The 18931-nt window shown below is 31.0% G+C and carries 11 protein-coding genes and 1 other annotated feature; of the genes, 1 reads left to right on the top strand and 10 read right to left on the bottom strand.

The features are described 5' to 3' along the window. The 5 genes from RWQ74_RS07265 to mutS form a co-directional block, all read right to left on the bottom strand. Positions 1 to 1864: YSIRK-type signal peptide-containing protein (locus tag RWQ74_RS07265; protein ID WP_314397613.1), on the bottom strand; the 1864-nt coding region annotated here is incomplete at its 3' end. A gap of 947 nt (positions 1865 to 2811) precedes the next feature. Next, positions 2812 to 4479, bottom strand: coding sequence for a SulP family inorganic anion transporter (locus RWQ74_RS07260; protein ID WP_314397612.1), 1668 nt, complete (start codon positions 4477 to 4479; stop codon positions 2812 to 2814). Positions 4480 to 4808: 329 nt separating this feature from the next. Then, entirely contained in the window at positions 4809 to 5708 is a 900-nt protein-coding gene (gene miaA, locus RWQ74_RS07255; protein WP_314397611.1) for a tRNA (adenosine(37)-N6)-dimethylallyltransferase MiaA, read from the bottom strand. A gap of 8 nt (positions 5709 to 5716) precedes the next feature. After that, a complete protein-coding gene (gene mutL, locus RWQ74_RS07250; protein WP_314397609.1) occupies positions 5717 to 7840 on the bottom strand; it encodes a DNA mismatch repair endonuclease MutL in 2124 nt (707 codons plus the stop codon). Positions 7841 to 7845: 5 nt separating this feature from the next. After that, a complete protein-coding gene (gene mutS, locus RWQ74_RS07245) occupies positions 7846 to 10695 on the bottom strand; it encodes a DNA mismatch repair protein MutS (RefSeq protein ID WP_314397608.1) in 2850 nt (949 codons plus the stop codon). 628 nt (positions 10696 to 11323) lie between these two features. Between mutS and RWQ74_RS07240 the strand changes: the two genes are divergently transcribed. Further along, positions 11324 to 12598 carry an FtsW/RodA/SpoVE family cell cycle protein gene (locus tag RWQ74_RS07240; protein WP_314397607.1) on the top strand — a complete coding sequence of 425 codons (1275 nt, stop codon included), beginning with the start codon at positions 11324 to 11326 and terminating at the stop codon, positions 12596 to 12598. A 40-nt stretch (positions 12599 to 12638) separates the two neighbouring features. Here the strand turns inward: RWQ74_RS07240 and RWQ74_RS07235 are convergent, their stop codons facing one another. From RWQ74_RS07235 to RWQ74_RS07215, 5 genes are all read right to left on the bottom strand, one after another. Continuing rightward, on the bottom strand, positions 12639 to 13700 hold the full coding sequence (locus tag RWQ74_RS07235) for a M42 family metallopeptidase (protein ID WP_314397606.1): 1062 nt from the start codon (positions 13698 to 13700) through the stop codon (positions 12639 to 12641). Between the two features lie 4 nt (positions 13701 to 13704). Further along, positions 13705 to 13974 (bottom strand): hypothetical protein, encoded by a 270-nt coding sequence (locus RWQ74_RS07230; protein ID WP_314397604.1) that lies wholly within the window; start codon positions 13972 to 13974, stop codon positions 13705 to 13707. Between the two features lie 10 nt (positions 13975 to 13984). After that, entirely contained in the window at positions 13985 to 14857 is an 873-nt protein-coding gene (locus tag RWQ74_RS07225; protein WP_274459987.1) for a 2-oxoacid:ferredoxin oxidoreductase subunit beta, read from the bottom strand. A gap of 1 nt (position 14858) precedes the next feature. After that, positions 14859 to 16601: a 2-oxoacid:acceptor oxidoreductase subunit alpha gene (locus tag RWQ74_RS07220; RefSeq protein WP_314397603.1), complete on the bottom strand. Its 1743-nt coding sequence runs from the start codon at positions 16599 to 16601 to the stop codon at positions 14859 to 14861. Positions 16602 to 17160: 559 nt separating this feature from the next. Beyond that, positions 17161 to 17403: a binding site (T-box leader), on the bottom strand. A gap of 260 nt (positions 17404 to 17663) precedes the next feature. Then, positions 17664 to 18931, bottom strand: a 1268-nt coding sequence (locus tag RWQ74_RS07215; protein WP_314397602.1) for a 5'-nucleotidase C-terminal domain-containing protein, incomplete at its 5' end; no start/stop codon positions are given.

Genomic DNA, 18931 nt, shown 5'->3' with positions numbered 1-18931 from the left:
TACCAACATTTACCGTGATTGTTTGATTTGTTAATCCTTTTTTATGTTGCACATCGCTTGCTGTAATCGTAGGTTTAATTGGTTTAACATTTAATGTAACTGTTCCGTCTGAACCTGAGTTTGCAGCATCTGATTTTGAACCATCTTGATAAGTAGCCACAGCAGTATATTTGAACACTCCGGCTTCGGCTGTACTTGGTTTAATATTATTTTTCCAACTCCAAGTCATTCCACCTGGAAACTCTCCACCATTTTTAGGAGTAATATATTTAGCACTTACTGGATTATCTGGGTTTGGAAGTGTATCTCCCACTGTTTTGTTATGTGTGCTACCTTGGATAGGATATAGTTTTGCTTGTTTTTCTCTTAAGGTTGGTTGTACTGGTTGGTCTGGATAATCTGTATATTTCGGTTCATTCGCATCTTTTCCTGAAACAAATGTATATGCTTGGTTAGTAGTTTTCCCGAATGTACCCGCAACTGCTAATGCAAACGCCTCTCTTACCTGATCATCTGTTACTCCAGCTTTCAGCTTAGCTTTCACTTGCATGTGAATCGCAGAATCTCTATCCTCTGTTTTAACCCCAAAACCATAAGAGTATTGATTAAATTTGCTCTCCGTTCTTGTTACCGCATGGATTAAAAGTGGATCATTGCTATTCCCTTTAAATGTTTCACTCATGTCTTGGTTATAACTTCTACCATGTCTAATATCTAGTGCGTTGAAATACGTTAATTTTCTCCAACCTGAACCATAATCAACTGAATTATTTAAGAAATTAACATTATGAGAAGCCGTTCTAGTAAAATTCTCTGGATTTTGAGAAAGCGTTCCAGAGTTACCATTTCTCGTATAAGATTCAAATTTTAAATCTCTTAAAGTGTTATTTTTATATGTACCATCACTATTCAAATCTAAAATTTGAGGTGGTAAAATTAATCGATAAATTTGATACCTACTTAGGTGAGCCATTGAGACACCATCATTATTGAAGAAAACATCATAAACTACATAACGTTCTCCGTTGATTGTTGTCGTTTTAGCGAACATATCTACTTTTTTTTCGGTATATTCTGTTAATCCATTTCTAACGACTCTGCTTCCATCACTCGCACGGTGACGTTGATAAATTAATAAGTTGTCACTTGAATCCCATGTTGGAGAAATTGAAGCCGCTCTTACATTTGTTCCTTCTTCAATCTTATTCCCATTACGTGAATCACGAGATCCAGTGTTAGCGATTGTATTTTTTCCTTCTTTTACTACTTTTTCAGGAGCATTAGCCTTCGGCATTGAAGATAATACAGAGATTTTCTCATTAAGTTTTTTAACTAATACATCAATTTCGGCTTGTGTTAACTCAGCATTATTACTATTAAGTATATTTTTAGCATTTTCTAAATCTATTTTAATAGCTGCTAGAGTAGAAGCTGGTGCTTTATCTTTATTGATTTTTTCTAGCAGTTCCTCTACTTTTTCAATATTAGTTTGTAATTTATTTTTATCTAATGCCTTTTTCTCTACTTTTTTGTCGGCATTAGCATCATTTTTTACTGTTGGAGTAGCATCAGCTGACACTTCCTCCTTTTTAGTTGGCTTTGCAACTTCTTTTTCTGCTGAGATATTGTTATTTAGAACATCTGTTTTTTCATCAGTTGAACTAGTTACTTTCTCAACACTAGTATCTTTTTCTATTTTCTCACCTGGTACTTCTCCCGCATTAGCTATACCAGCTGCACCAAAGAAGATACTAGCTCCTATAACAACTGAAGCTGCACCAACTTTAAACTTTTTAATAGAGTAAGTTTCTACTTTTACTCCACTTTTCGTATCCCTCAGATACTTATTATTTTTTCCTATCACTTACGTTTCTCCTTCCTTTTTATTGCTTAAAGATAAATAAAAACAATTATATAACTATAGTTATACATGATAAATAGCCATTTATAAACAGTTCACCCTATTTACCCATGTTTCCAATTATACATTATACTATTTATACTTTAAATATACTTTAATTAATCTATTATTCTCTAGATGAAAATAATATTTAATTCGTATTTGTATTATAATATTATATCATATCATCTTTCGCATTGCCATATATATATATATATATATTGTGATAAATATATCGAAAAAAATGAAATAAAATTTTACTATCTTAAAAAATTTCTTTTACTAAAAAAATTACTAAATCTATAATAATATAAACTATAAATTTAACACTTTATTTATTATATGACAACCATGGTATAAACATATTTATTTCAATAAAATAAGTGACTCAACAAAATCGTGATTTTAAAAAAATCAATTTTATCGATTCACCCCTTTAAAATATTATAACAGTTTACATATAAAAATATACACTACTATTTGTTCTCTATTTTTTGTTTCACCTTATTATACCAACGAATAACATGAATACGCTCCAATAAGTGTGGTAATAATATAATTACAATAATAATTGAATTTATCACTTTATTTAGTATTTCACCAAAGAAACCTATCAACACTCCTTTATTTACTATTGTTATAAATTAATCTTCGACATATACTGTACCTGTTCAAAACTAAGCCGCCCTAAAAATAGAGAAAGGGACTGATAAAATTATCAGTCCCATATATTTTTAAAAAAATATTATTAAGTTTCGTATGGTTATATTTTACATTGTAAACCTTATATGAAATTAAAATTATAATTAAAATTTACTTAAAATATCATTCTAGGTTTAACCTATTTTAATTATTATATTCTTGAAAAAAATATTCTCATACTAAATTCACACAGTGAAATTCTTTTAATTCTATACTCCCTGTATCTTCCCTAACTTCTCTGCTCTTTCTAAAGATGCATCGATATTTTCACATAGATTTTCTTTACCTATTTTTTCTATAAATCCTGCTTTTTCCATAACTTGATAAGGTTGTTCATTAACATGCGATAAGATAAGTGTTAGCCCGCGTTTTTTACAAGTTTCCAGTATTTCTTCTAATACTTCTAATCCCGAAATGTCCATAACAGGAACATTACGCATTCGTATAATCAAAACATTTTTTCCTTCTCCATGTTCAAAGTTAGTAAATACGTTAGCTGCTCCGAAGAATAATGCTCCAAAAATTTCATAAACAATAGTATTTTTAGGAACATATTTTAAATCAACTTCTTCTGACAGTTTATCTTCATCAGACGAACCTTTATATGTCCATTGTCTAACTTCTGCAATATCAGACATACGTTTTAAGAATAAGAAAGCCGCTAATACCATACCGAATTCTATTGCAATAACTAAATCAAAGAATAACGTTAATAAAAAAGTAATAATCAACACTGCAGTATCGCTCTTAGGGGCAGTTTTTACCATACGTACACAAGTACGCCATCCACTCATGTTATATCCTACGATTATTAATATAGCAGCCAAGCAACTCATAGGTATATAAGATGCATATGGCATTAAAAATAATAGTATTAATAATAAAGTAAATGCATGCACCATTCCAGCTACTGGCGTTCTACCACCATTTTTTACGTTGGCTGCCGTTCTCGCAATTGCACCTGTTGCAGGTATTCCTCCGAAAAGTACTGACATAAAGTTCCCAACACCTTGGGCTACTAATTCTGCATTAGATTTGTGCTTACTACCTGTCATACCATCAGACACTACAGCTGATAGCAATGATTCTATTGCAGCTAATATTGCGATCGTAAATGCAGGTAACATCATCTCCCTAACTAGAGAGAACGAAATTGTAGGCATTGTAAAACCAGGAAGCCCTGCTTTAATCATATATAAATCACCAATAGTTTTTACCGGTAATTTAAAAATAGCTACTAAAAATGTTGTAACCAATATTGCGATTAAAGAACCTGGTATTTTCTTAGATACCTTATGCCAAAATACTTGGATTAATATCGCAAGTAATCCTATAGCTAAAGTGACGAAACTAATACTTTTTATATTATGACCATAGGCTACTAATTTTCCAATAAACTCTGCAGGGACTGCTCCCATGCTTAATCCTAGGAAATCTTTAATTTGACCTACAACTATTCCCATTGCAATCCCTAGAGTAAAACCTACAGTAATTGTTTTGGGAATGAATTTAATCAAGTCACCAAAATGAAATAATCCCATCAAGATTAACATAACTCCTGCCATCAGTGTTGCAACAGTTAATCCTGCAATTCCGTGTTCTGCTATAATTCCATAAATAATAATGACAAATGCTGCAGTAGGTCCACCAATCTGAACCCTACTCCCACCTAAAAATGAAATAAAAAAACCTGCTATAATCGCAGTATAAAGACCTTGTTCCGGATTCACTCCAGATGCAATCGCCAAAGCAATCGATAAAGGCAATGCTATAACAGCTACTATCAAACCAGCAATTATATCTTTCAAGCATTGTTCCTTTGTATAATTTTTCATTACACTAAACAACTTCGGCTTAAGATATTTAAATGAATTCATCTTCTCCTCCTATTTCCTGAGAATCTTTAGTATTACTAGTTTAGCACATAACGAAGAAAAACTCTAGTTAAATCAGAAATACTTTTGAAATATTTTAAAATTTCATAATATATCTTCTCACAACTAGAGTTCAATCTATTATATAATAAATTTATTTGTTATAAATTTTTTAAAAAGGGAGTGACTCAAAAATCATGATTTCAATGTTGAGTCATCCCCACACAGTTTATTGATATCTAAAAAGCTTTTATAAAGCGTATTTAGATATCAATAAACCACTGCGTCTATGAATTCTTATATGAACTCTGTTAAATTTTAGAATTTTTGAGTCACTCCCAATTAAACTTCCCCTTGATATCACTTATAATATCTACCAAAAGTTCCTTATTAGCAGTATCATACCACGTTCCATCCATTTTGTTTCTAAACCATGTTAACTGACGTTTAGCATAACGGCGTGAATTTTGAGAAATAGCTGCAATAGTATCTTCTTTAGAAACATTACCATTAAGATACGGAATCATCTCCTTATATCCTATTGCTCCTAGAGCTTGCAGTTCAAAACCATACACCTCTATAATCCCTTTAACTTCCTGTTCAAGCCCTTCTTCAAACATTAGCTCAACTCGCTTATTAATACGATTGTATAGAACTTCCCTAACGGTATTAAGAACTATTAAAAATGGATTATAACAATCAAGAACAGTATCACCATTGTTGTTTGTCGTTACAGATTTTTTTTCATTCATTACATAATTATATGCATTGATGACACGACGATGATTTTCTATATCAATCGCATTATATGTATCTGGATAGTTTTCTTTTAAATACTCTCTAGCCATATCAACATCAATATCATAAGTTTTTTCCTCTAAATCAGTAAACTCATAATTATTTAGAACAGCATTCATATAAAAACCAGTTCCACCGATTAATAAAGGCATCTTCCCTCGAGCATGTATTTCTTCAATTTTCTTACGTGCTAGTTTTTGAAAATCGTAGACAGAACAAGTATCAGTAGGTTCTAATTCGTCTATTAGATGATGAACTATCCCATCCATCTCTTCTTTTTTCACCTTTGCAGAACCTATATCAAACTTTTTATAAATTTGAACACTATCTATAGAGATTATTTCACAGTTGAACTCTTTTGCCAGTTCTATACTAAGTGCTGTTTTACCAACTGCGGTTGGTCCTACTATCGCTATTAAAGGTATTTTTTCCATCTTACCTCCTACACTATACGCTTAAACATTTTTTCTAAATCTTTTTTCTCCATTTTTGTAATTATCGGACGTCCATGTGGACACGTAAATGGATTCTTACATTCGTATAAATCACTAATAACCTTATTCATCTCGACATCTGTAAGAACTTGGTTTGCTTTTATAGACATTTTACAACTTGCCATAGCAATTGCATCATTTCTTAATTCGTTGAAAGTTATATTGTTATTTCTAAGAACCTTCTCAACAATAATTTTTATCATTTGCTCTTCATCTTCTTCTATCCAACCAGGAAACTCACGAACAACATAAGAATTATCTCCAAACTCCTCAAATACAATACCAAGTTCCTCAAATTTTTCTAAATTATTACGAATCTCAACCGCTTCCTCTACAGAAAAATCAAACATAAGTGGGATTAACATCTGTTTTTTATAATTCTTTCTTTCGATAAATTCGCGTTGTAATTTCTCATAATTATATCTTTCTGCTGCAGCATGCTGATCTATTAGAAATAGCTTATTATCCGCTTCTGATAGAATATATGTTTTAAAGATTTGTGCTAATACTTTTAAATCTGGTAAAGTTCTAACTTTTGTATCATAATCTTGAACGATTTTCGCATCTTTAATCTCATTAAAATGACTATCATCTTTTACTACATTAGAAACTACTTTTTCTGTTCGATCATCATAACTCGAGTTATCTTCTTTTTTAGAGAAATTCATGAAGTTCTCAATCTCTTTTTTAGTTAGTTTATCACCGAACTTATTTCTATTATCACGAGGATGTGAACTGTAAGATAAATCCGGTAAGTCACTCTTAATTCTCTGAGTTTTATTTCTTTGGTTAAATATACTTTCTTTATTTTGTACCAAAGTTTTTTCTTCCCCAGAATTAGTTAACAAATCGCCTCCAAAAAGAAATTCATCTTCTTGAATTATATAACTTGTAGATTCTTCTTGAGTATCAGAAAAACTAAGTTCAACTTCAAAATTTGCTTCAGGTTCTTTTTTCTCTTCTGAAAAAATAGCGTTATCTTCTACATCTCCAAACTTATTATCAAGTTCATCTAAGAAATTTATTTTTTCGATTTTCGCTTTTTCTTTTTTCGTAAGAACATTATTCATTCCTTGTGGAATATATGTATAATTACTTAATCTCTCTGCGATAACTTCTTTTATTAGACGGATTAACTCCGCTTCTTTTGATAACCTAACTTCTTGCTTAGTTGGGTGCACATTAACATCTAATAAAATTGGATCCATTTCTATATTAATTACACATAATGGATACCTGTTTATCATTAATAATGTACCATACGCATCAATAATAGCATTTTGAATTCCATAGTTTTTAATATAACGACCATTGATAAAAATATTTATATAGTTCTTACTAGCTCTTGTCTCTTCTGGTACAGAGATATAACCAAATACTTTGTAATCATCGTTACTACCACTAAATTCTATCATATTTCTAGCGACACCCATATTATAGATTTTAGATAAAATCTTATGAACATCACCATCACCATAAGTTTTAAAAGTGATCTTTCCGTCTACATGTAGTTCGAAAGCTACATTAGGATAAGATAGAGCAAACTTATGAATAATATTAGTAATATTGGCTTGTTCTGTATGAGGATTACGTAGATATTTTAACCTTGCTGGTGTATTGTAGAATAAATTTTCCACACTTAAATCAGTTCCTTTAATAGGTGCGTAATATTCCTCAGAAACTACTTTTCCACCTTCAAGAACCAACATCTTTCCTTGCGCTTCTCCTGCACAACTCTTAATTACTACTTTACTCACAGATGAAATACTCGCTAACGCCTCACCTCTAAAACCTAGAGTTTCTATGTGAAATAAATCATAGTCAGCACTTATTTTACTAGTCGCATGGCGTAAAAATGCGCGTGCCAAATCATCATTAGTAATACCACTACCATTATCAATAATTCTAATTTGTTGAATACCAAATTCCTTGATTATAACTTTAATATTTGTACTCCCTGCATCGATAGAGTTCTCCACAAGCTCTTTAACAACAGAAGAAGGTCTTTCAACAACTTCTCCTGCCGCTATTTTATTTGATAATTCTGCAGATAATATATTTATTTTTCCCATTTAATTTATTTCACATCCTCACTTATTTTTCTCTGTAATTCATAAAGAAGATTAAATGCTTGCATTGGTGTTGTTTCTAAGAAGTTTACACTCTCTAATTGCTTTTTGATTTCATCAAATTTCTCATTATCACCATCGAAATCCAATTGTAATTTTGCATAATTTTTTCCTGATTTCTCTTCAGCTTTTAATTGTTTTCTAATATCTTTCTCTAACTCTTCTTTAAGTTCTTTTTCTAGTTCAGAACGAAGTTGTGCTCTTAAAGCTTCCTCATCTACTTTTTCAATATCTTCTTTAACTACTTTGCTACTATATTCTTTTTCGAGTTCAGAACGAAGTTGTTGTCTTAAAGCTTCCTCGTCTATTTTTACAACTTCTTCTTTAACTACTCGACTGCTATATTCTTGTTCAAGTTCTTTACGTATTTTTTCTCTTAGTTCTTCTTCAGATTCTTGTGATGAAGCATCATTTAATAATACATTGTTATATCTAGCATTATCAACAAGGTCCTCACTACCTTTATTACCACTTTCTAATTCTCTTAAGATCTTATTAGCACCTACAATAACATCTTCTGGTAGATGGGCAAGCTTGGCTACATGAATACCATAACTCTTCTCGATAGGTCCTTCATTAATTTTATATAAGAAAATTAGTTTTCCATGATCTTCTTTTGCAGAAACGTGAATATTCTTTATTCCCTGGGTAATATTTTCTAACTTTGTAAGCTCATGATAGTGAGTTGAGAATAATGTTTTACATTTGATAGTATTATTAATGTATTCTAATATCGATTGAGCTAAGGCGATACCATCATAAGTCGATGTTCCACGACCAATCTCGTCAAAAATTAATAATGAATTTGCAGTAGATTCGACTAAAGCATTCTTCGCCTCAATCATCTCAACCATAAACGTTGATTTACCTCCAGCAAGATCATCACTCGCACCAATTCTCGTAAATATTTTATCGAAAATTGGTAAATTTGCAGAAGTCGCTGGAACAAAAGATCCAATTTGTGCAAGAATCACTATAAGAGCAAGTTGTCTCATATAAGTAGATTTACCAGACATATTAGGTCCTGTAATAAGCAAGATATTATTATCTTTATCTACTTTGCAATCATTACTAATATAGCTATCAGCACTCACATTTCTCTCAACAATCGGATGACGACCATCAACAATATCAATAATATTATCGTCATTGAATTCAGGTTTCACATAACCATATTCTTCCGCTACATCAGATAATGAAACGAACACATCAATATCACTTAAAGTATTCGCTACCCTCTGTAATCTTACTATATAATTATGAATCTTCGTCTTAACTTCTTGGAATAATTGTAATTCTAACTCTTCAATTTTTGTCTTAGAGTTTACGATATGTTCTTCAACTTTTTTCAGCTCTTCAGATACGAATCTCTCACAATTAGATAGTGTTTGTTTCCTATGATAACCTAGTTCTGTTGGATTTATAGTCTTAAGCCCTACTTTAGATACTTCGATAAAGTAACCGAAAATCTTATTGTATCCAACTTTTAGATTTTTAACCCCAGTTCTCTCTTTTTCACGTTCTTCGATTTCTAATAATATTCTATTTCCGTTTTTACTAGCATTCTTATAACTATCTAACTCTTCATTGAAGCCTGATTTAATTACATTTCCATCTTTAACTGTTTGACCAGCTTCTTCATGAATTGTTGCTTCAAGATAATCGTATAAATCTGTTAATTCATCGATATTCTCTGCGATATCTTTTAGTTTATTAGATTCAAATCCTAATAACAATTTCTTAATTTCTGGTATTTGAGCCAATGTTTTCTTTAGGTTTAATAATTCTTTGGGACTTACAATATTATAAGAAACTTTTGTAGAGATCCTCTCAAGGTCATATACTTCTTTCAAACTAGTTTTAACATCAGCTTTTTCAAAATAATGTTTAGTAAAATCTTCCACGATTTCCTGACGTTTTTTAATTTCTTTAAGATCTAGCAATGGATTTTCTAACCATTTTTTTACTTTTCTTGAACCCGCAGCTGTTGATGTTTTATCCACAATGCTAAGAAGAGAACCTTTCTTCCCTCCGTTAGCCATGTTTTGAGTAACTTCTAGGTTTTTTAACGAGTAGTTCGTCATATAAACAAACTTATCTTTGAAATATACTTCAAAATCTTTAAGGCTTGAAATATCTTTATTTTGAGTTTTTTCAATATAATCTAAAAGAACATCGCATGCTACACGTAGATTACTATCAGTAATATTACTCGTTTTTTCCTTAGTAATGTCATTAGTTAATTCAACTTCAGTAATATAAGCACTAATATCCAACTCTTGATCTTTTATGCTTATTACCTCTTTAATATTATTCTTCAGTACTTCATCCTGAAGGTCAGTCATATTTTTAAGTACAGTACAACGACTATCACCTGTCATAATATCACAAAACGCGAAGTAGATATTATTATCTTCAACATATGCACTACCTAGGTAGTTATTCTCATCGTAGTTTTTGTAGTTCATATACGTCCCTGGTGTGATTACCTGAACCACCTTACGCTCTACGATTTTCCCTTGACCAGGTTCAGAAACTTGTTCACATATAGCTACTTTATATCCATTATTAACTAAAGTATCAATGTAAGCTGCTGATGAGTGAAATGGAACTCCACACATAGGAATTTTTTCAGCTCCTCCATCACGAGCAGTTAAAGTTATTTCTAATATTTTTGACGCTCTAGTCGCATCTTCAAAGAACATCTCATAAAAATCACCAAGACGGTAAAATACAAACGCATCCTGATAATCTTTTTTTATCTTCAGATATTGTTCTATCATTGGAGTATATTTCATCTCAAAAGTTCCTTTCTCTTTATTTCTTCCATATATTTATAACATATATAATTTTAGCATAAAACGTTATTTTTTAGTAGTGGGACGTGTGGTAAAACATATAAAAGATAAAATAGATTACGGAAAAAAGTATAGTCTATATACTATTTTTCAAATAAATATTTTCATTGTTTCAGTAGTTAGCACTTATATTATAACGTTAATAAAGACAATAAAAAATAACCATCTTTAAAACTTTTGAACGGGTTAAGATGATTATTTTTTATTAACATTTTAATCAAAGTCACCGTCTTTTAAGTTAGTCGTTTATTTTTCAAAGTCAAAGACTGAAGAAAAATACTACGAATAATTTATACTACGATTACTATAATTTCTACGAACATAGTGAGTTAAGAAATTATTAGTAAAGTCAGTGTCAAACGGCTCTCTCTTTCTATGATTATATCTTAGCATATATAAGATAAGAAAGCAATAATTTTATTATCATATTAAGTATCCCATAAAATTTTCCTTTTACTTTTTTAATTTCAATAGATATCTCAATAGCATTTCAACTCTCTATAATAGATTTCTCATAAGTTGCGTATATCCTTTCTATATTGTATAATTACATCAAAGGAGTTGACTTATGTTAAATTTCATAAAAAATAAAACAAATTTATCGATATTGATTTTTTATTTTATATTTAGTTTTTCTAGTTTATTATTTATATTACTAGCTGAATATAACAACAACAAAACACCTACATTATTCCTTAAGCAATTTGTTTTCTATGCTGTTGGCCTTGGAATAATATATTTACTTCAAAAAATACCAATAGATTATATAGAACGATTTTCTATATTCTTCTATTTACTCGCACTAGTTCTTTTGGTCGGTATCTTCTTAGTTCCGCCTAGTCTTGCACCTATTGTAAATGGTGCTCGCAGTTGGTACAACTTCGGATTTTTCACCTTACAACCATCTGAATTTGGTAAAATAGCGACTGTAGCGATAATTAGTATGCTAATAAAAGAAAAGAGTTTTAAAGACAACTCAGATACGGTTAAACTTTTAAAACTAGCTTTAATAATCTCTATACCTTTCGTACTAGTTTTAAGAGAAAATGATTTAGGTAATGGCTTATTTTTCATTTTTTTATTCTTAGGTTTAGTATTTTTAGTCTGTAATAAAGGGAAAACATTATTTAGAATCTATTCTGTAGTAATAGCTGGGCTAGCAATTATAATTCTTGCAGCTTTATACTTCCCAAGACTTCTTAGTCTAGTTGGATTAAAATCTTATCAGCTTAATCGTATTCTTTCATGGTTAAATCCTGAAGCCTATAAACTTGATTATTCTTACCAAATTACTCAAGTTCTTAGCGAGATTAAATTAGGTGGACTTACAGGTACATTCGCTAAAAATAAAAACTATATAGATGAACAATTTAATGATTTTATCTTTTCTATAGTTGCTAAAAACTTTGGATTTATCGGAGCTTCAATATTCTTATTCATTTTCTTTATATTTATACTAAGATTATTCAATATAATGAAAAAATGTGAACAAGGTAACTACAGCTATTACTTTATTCTTCTAGCTATTTGTAGTTTTTGTTTCTCATTCTTCATCAATATTTTTTCAACACTTAGTATTATTCCTGTAATTGGCATAAGCATGCCATTTATAAGTTATGGTGGAAGTTCATTAATAGCTAACAGTATTCTTTTCGGGATAATCGTTAAAATAAATGCTACTATACACGAAGAATATATGGAAGATGAATATTATAAAAACTACGAAGAAGAATATGATGAAGATCAATATATTGATGATTCTCATTCTTTAGATCCTGTATTCGAGAATAACTATTATGAGGAAGAACCTCAACAATATAGAAGAAGTAAAAGAAAAAGATAAAAAAATGAGGATAGAAAAATTTCTATCCTCATTTTTCGTTTTATTTTCTTACATCTTCAATGAATTTATCATCGATAGTTTCTAATAATTTTCCTAAAATTGATTTAGCTGCGTAGTAATCACGGATATCGAATACTGCATTGTGAGTATGAATATAACGTGCACAAATACCGATTACAGTTGTTGGAATACCATTTAATGCTTGGTGAATATTACCAGCATCTGTTCCTCCTGGTGAAGTGAAGTATTGGTATTTAATTCCATTTTCTTCAGCAAGTGCAACGATTTTTTCTCTCATGTTAGCACGAAGTACCATAGTTCTATCAACTAATCTTACTAAGAATCCTTCTCCTAAGCGTCCGTTACTAGTTTCTTTTCCATCCATGTCGTTTGCTGGACTACAATCTACAACGAAACATACATCAGGTTTAATCATATTTGCTGCCACAGTTGCTCCACGAAGACCTACTTCTTCTTGAACAGTTGCACAAACTACTAAATTGAAGTCTAGTTCTTTTTCAGCAAATTCTTCTAAGATTTCTGTAATAATTACACATCCGTAACGGTTATCAACGGCTTTACTCATAAATCTGTTTTCAGTAAGTTGTTCGAATGTTGTTTTTGGTGTAACAAATGCCCCTTCGCGAATTCCCATTTCTAAAGCTTCTTCTCTTGAAGCTGCACCTACATCTATAGTCATATCGCTAATTTTTACATTTTGTGCTACTCCTGCAGTGAAGTGTTTAGGAATTGACCCTATTACTCCAGTGAATTTTTTTCCTTCATATGAAGTTACTGTGTAAGTTTGAGCTAAAAGAACATCTTCCCTAAAACCACCAAGTGTTTCAAATTTAAGCATACCATTTGGTAATACTTTAGTTACGATAAATCCAACTTCATCCATGTGAGCTGAAATCATAACTGTTTTAGCATTTTCTTTTTTAGACTTTTTAATAGCATAGATTCCACCAAGATTATCGAACTTAATCTCATCAGCATATTTAGATAAGTTTTCTTCTAAATATTTTGAAATTTCACTTTCAAATCCTGATGTTCCGTCTAACATTGTTAATTCTCTGAATCTTTCTATTGATTTACTCATTTTCTTATACCTCTTTTATGTACTCTATTGTTTCACTTTCTTTATTATAACGTACTTCATATTCGACATTGTTATTGTCAAAATAGAACATTAAATATGAGTTTTCTTTTAAGTTTAGCGTATAGCTATCTATAACATCGTAACCTAATGCGATTAATTTGTTTCTACACCTATCTATGTGATCATTATTTAATTCTTGCTCTTCTGTTTTTTGATAAACTTTATACCCAGCATAAGCTGCAGCTAATGGTAATAATATTTTTCTAATTTTCATATTTTACCTCTTATCTGAATTCATCACATAACGAGTTAAATAATTCCTCACTAAGCTCTAGATTTTGATGGGCAATAGGTTCATCTCGTTTATAATTACGTAAAGTATCTTCGTAATGAGGTTTTTTCTCATTTTTGTAGATTACCCCTGTTACAAGGTCGTTGTATTCTTCTAAGACTCTATACGCTTCTAATTTATTAGTATTATCATAACCTTCAATATCAGAAAGTTTTGTTAAGTGTTCTTTATACCACGCTGGTGTATTTTTGTAGTTGTATGTTTTACATGGGCTGAAGACATTAACTAATGAGAAACCATCATGATTTACCGCTTCCTCAAAGATTTGCATCATCTCTTTCATATCACCAGTGAATGCTTGTGCTAAGAATGTAACTTCACAAGACAAGGCAATTTTCATAGCTGACAATGGTTTTTCCATTACACCTTCTAAGGTTGTCGTAGTTATTAAACCTTCATCAGACTTAGGTGACATTTGACCTTTTGTTAAGGCATAAAGTTGGTTATCCATTACTACGTATGTCATATTTACATTACGTTTCATAGCATGAACAGCGTGTCCAATCCCGATAGCATATCCATCACCATCACCACCCATAGCGAAAACTGTTAGGTCTTGGTTAGCTAGTTTTATCCCTTGAGCAACCGGTAATGAACGTCCGTGTAATCCTTGAACTCCGTATGCTCTTGTATATCCGCTAATTTTTCCAGAACATCCAATCCCTGCAGAGATTACGACATTCTCAGGTTTAATCCCTAGATTTACAACAGCTCTATTTATACCCGCAAGTACCGAGAAGTCTCCACAACCGGCACACCAATCGGGCTTAACATCGTTTTTATAATCTTTTAATGTTACTTTCAAATTATTTCTCCTCCTCTAGTAATTGTTCAACAAGTTCGTGAGTATAATAGATGTCTCCATCATATTTCAGTAAACTACCAATTTTTTCTGAATTATGATATTTACTTGCAATCACCGTACGTAACTGTTTATTATGGTTATGTTCTACAATATAGATTTTTCTATATTTATCAAATGCATCACGAATAGGCTGAGCCACTGGATAAATTTGACGAATATGCATAGTATCAATCTTCATACCTTGTTCTTGTAATTGCTTAGCAGCTTTATTCAGAACTCCATATGTTGAATTTACACCTACTAATAGAATATCTTTTTCCTCATTATATTCATTTAGTTCAAATGGTTTTTCTACTAATGCAGATTCAATCTTATTAGAACGTTTTTCTTTTTGACGTACTGTGTTACGTTTAACTTCAGAAGGTAATCCTACAACCGAGTGTTCATAACTGTTCGCATTATGAATCCCTCCTTTTTGACCTGGAATAGTTCTGTTTGAAACTAATACGTCAGTCGCATAACGTTTGAAGTAAATAATATCTTCTTCAGTGATTTCTTCTTGTTTCAATAGATTTCCACGATCTATTTGAACCTTACTAAAATCAAAGTTAGGTACTGTAGCTTTGTTCATACCTAATTGTAAATCCATTAAGACAATAACAGGTGTTTGGTATTTTTCTGCCATATTGAACGCATCAATCATAGTGTAGAAACAATCTTCTACAGATGTTGGAGCTAATACAATACGAGACGCATCCCCTGTTCCACCATAAACTGCGTGGAAAATATCTGATTGCTCAGTTTTTGTTGGAAGTCCTGAAGAAGGTCCACCCCTTTGAACATCAACTATAACAACTGGTTGCTCTGCCATCGCTGCCATACCTAAGAACTCTGTCATTAATGAGATACCAGGTCCAGAAGTAGCTGTCATAGCACGAACTCCTGCAAAGTTCGCTCCAATAGCTACACCTAAAGCGGCAATCTCATCTTCTGTTTGGATATATGCACCATTTACTAGTGGAAGTTTATCAAATAAATATTCCATAATTTCCGTAGCTGGTGTAATTGGATATCCTGCATACATTCTACATCCTGCTGCTAGTGCACCAAGACCCGCTGCATGGTTACCAACTAACCACATGTTCTTGTGAGTTGGATTTAATTTTTTTAGATAATACTTATCATTAATATTATTTTCAGCCATGAAATCATTCATAATTTCACGACCTTTATCGAAGGCTTGAATGTTAGTATTTACGATTTCTTCACCTTTACTAGAGAATTTTGCTTCAATCATATCGTAGAATATTTTTGAATTAATATCTAATAATGCTGAACAAATCCCAAGTGTAATAATGTTTTTAATAATTGGATTTGCAATTTCTTTTGCTAAATCAGTAATTGGGAATACCGCAACTAATCCTTTAATTTCTTCTGAAATTTCTGGTTTAATTTTAGCGTCCGCAATAATAATACTGTTTTCATCCAATTCTGGAATATAACTATCTAATGTAGCTTGGTCAAAGGCTATAAGAATGTCTGTCTTATAGTCAATAACATTAATTCTTTCTTCTGAAATACAAATTTTACTATTACTATGTCCACCTTTAATTCTACTTGCGAAGTCTCTTGTAGAATACATGTGGTAGCCTAGTGTATTTATTACCGTAGAGAAGATTTCGGCTGTGCTTTCTAGCCCTTCACCTTGTTCTCCACCAATTTTCCATCCTAATTTATTAATCATATAATCTCCTTTAATCTCTTTCATTAGAAATTTAATCGTTGATTTCTCAATACTTTATTTTACCATATTTAAGAAAATTTTTCCATTCAATAATATTTATTATCAATACAATAACTCTAGAAAAATATTATTGTTTCATAATTTTTTCTGATACAGACCTTTATTTTATTATTTTTAAAATTTGTATAATATTTAGGGGAAATTAGAACTTTTAATACTTCATTTAATGAACTATCAAAGGTCTATTCTTACAAGTATTATTTAATCTCGATATACAAATATTCTATATTCAAATTCACAAAATTTCCTCTAAAGGGCTGATCCAAAAGTTCTAAAATTTAACAAAATTCATATAATAACTCCTAGACGCAGTGGTTTATCGATATCTAAATTCACTTTATAAAAGCTTTTTAGATATCTAATAAACTTTGCGGGGGTGACTCGACAAAATCGATTTCTTCGAAATCACGATTTTTGAGTCACTCCCTCTTTATCATTTCTTAAAATGAAACAATAACATTACACAAAGAAAAAAGTCCTTGTAGAAGTAATTATCTTCCACAAGGACGTATCTATAGACGTGTTACCACCTTGATTTATAGTATTTTCACAAATACTATCTTAAAAAGTACTAAAATATCTTTTTAATACTCCTAGCTGTATCGGGCTATCCCGTAGTAATTTAACTATTCAACTACTAACACGAAAAGACCATCTTCATAGTATCATCTTTGATCTCATTTCACCAACCGAGACTCTCTAAGCAAACATCAACTACTACTCTTCTTTTCAAAGTGTAATTTTTTATTGTGATTTAAGTATATCAAGATAAGAAACCCTTGTCAATATTTTTTTTAGAAACGATATAGTAAAATTATTACAGAAAGCACATTATAAAAAATAAATTACATTACACTATTAATTACGACACTACAGAAAAAATTAGTTTTCGCTAATATTTTACTATATCAGTACTATAGGAATAATTATAATAAAACTGCAAAAATTTAAGAGTATAGAATTATCCATACTCTTAATTTTTTTATTAACAAATTAACTTTATTATTTAGAAAGTTTACGTCTAACAGCAAGACCTACTAGAGCAATTAAACTTAATCCTAGCGCAGTTGTACTAGATGAGTTCATACCTGTGTTAGGTAATTTTCTCTCACTATTTGTAACATTAGCTTTTTCTACTCCATACACATGAGTTGTAATTCCATCTTTTTTAGATGTTGCAACTGAGTTATATCCTTTAAGAACTTTCGGTTCTTTATCTCCTAATTCTTCTGGCGCAAGTTCATTTCCTGCTGCATCAATATGACGTGTTACTACTAATTCATCTTTAGCTAAGACTGGAGCATCTTGAGCAGTTTCACCTTTTGGCACTTCATTTCTTGGTGTTTCAGGTTTTTCAGCTTCAAATTTATATGTTTTAGAATCTACAGAAATTGTACGTGAGTTTGGATTTACTACAGCATATTTAGTTAAATCAGCTTTTTCTAAATAATTTTTGAATGCTTCATCCATAGATGGTCCTTCTTGACGTTCTCCACCAAGCATTGTATATCCATCACCACCTGCTGCTAAGAAGTCATTTGTAGTTAGGTAATATGTTCTATTTAAGTCTAATTTATCGTATGCACCTGTATCATGATTCTTAACTTCTACACGTAATACACGTTTTCCAGAAGGTAAGTTTGTATCATAGTAAACTTTTGCTCCTGATACGTGTAAGAAACCTCCACTTGGTTCTAATAATGGTTGTCCATTTTCATCTAAGACAGTTTTCCCAGCTTTATCAACTTGTAAAATAGAACCTAGAGATTTTTCAAACATATCTAATACATTTTGACCTGTAACTTTAATTTGAGAGATAGTGTTACCGAATGGAAGAACTGCAATTACACTACCTTTTGTGATAGGTTTATCTTTTGCGATAGTTTCTCTTAAACCACCACCATTTGTTACTGCGATGTCTGTTTTATTTTGGAATCCAGTTTGTCCATATTCGTAAAGTGAATCTGCTACTACGTTTCCTAAGTTCGTTTCACGTACACGAACATTTTCACGAGTACCACTTAATTCAACTGGGCTGTTTTTAACTACTACAACAGCATTTTCTGCATCATATTTCGCTTTAATTTCATCAACTAATTTTTTTACCTCTGGATTAGGCGTTACATTAGTAGTTTCTGAAGCTTTAATTAAACTTGGAGTTCCTAATAAACTATTTGGTTTTAATGTAACTTTACCAATATTGTTTAAGTAACTACCTGTTTGATTATAAGTAACGTTGTCTCCATATGTTTTTGATTCTACTGTGTGAG

Origin of the sequence: uncultured Gemella sp. (assembly GCF_963525165.1) — a bacterium.
In the GTDB taxonomy this organism is placed as follows: Bacteria; Bacillota; Bacilli; order Staphylococcales; family Gemellaceae; genus Gemella.
Note: the sequence above shows the minus strand (reverse complement) of the source record. Positions and strands in the feature narration are given on the sequence as shown.

Excerpts from the sequence above, each read along its gene's own strand:
- RWQ74_RS07260 (WP_314397612.1), bottom strand. The coding sequence starts at position 4,479 with ATGAATTCATTTAAATATCTTAAGCCGAAGTTGTTTAGTGTAATGAAA.
- miaA (WP_314397611.1), bottom strand. The coding sequence starts at position 5,708 with ATGGAAAAAATACCTTTAATAGCGATAGTAGGACCAACCGCAGTTGGT.
- mutL (WP_314397609.1), bottom strand. The coding sequence starts at position 7,840 with ATGGGAAAAATAAATATATTATCTGCAGAATTATCAAATAAAATAGCG.
- mutS (WP_314397608.1), bottom strand. The coding sequence starts at position 10,695 with ATGAAATATACTCCAATGATAGAACAATATCTGAAGATAAAAAAAGAT.
- RWQ74_RS07240 (WP_314397607.1), top strand. The coding sequence starts at position 11,324 with ATGTTAAATTTCATAAAAAATAAAACAAATTTATCGATATTGATTTTT.
- RWQ74_RS07235 (WP_314397606.1), bottom strand. The coding sequence starts at position 13,700 with ATGAGTAAATCAATAGAAAGATTCAGAGAATTAACAATGTTAGACGGA.
- RWQ74_RS07230 (WP_314397604.1), bottom strand. The coding sequence starts at position 13,974 with ATGAAAATTAGAAAAATATTATTACCATTAGCTGCAGCTTATGCTGGG.
- RWQ74_RS07220 (WP_314397603.1), bottom strand. The coding sequence starts at position 16,601 with ATGATTAATAAATTAGGATGGAAAATTGGTGGAGAACAAGGTGAAGGG.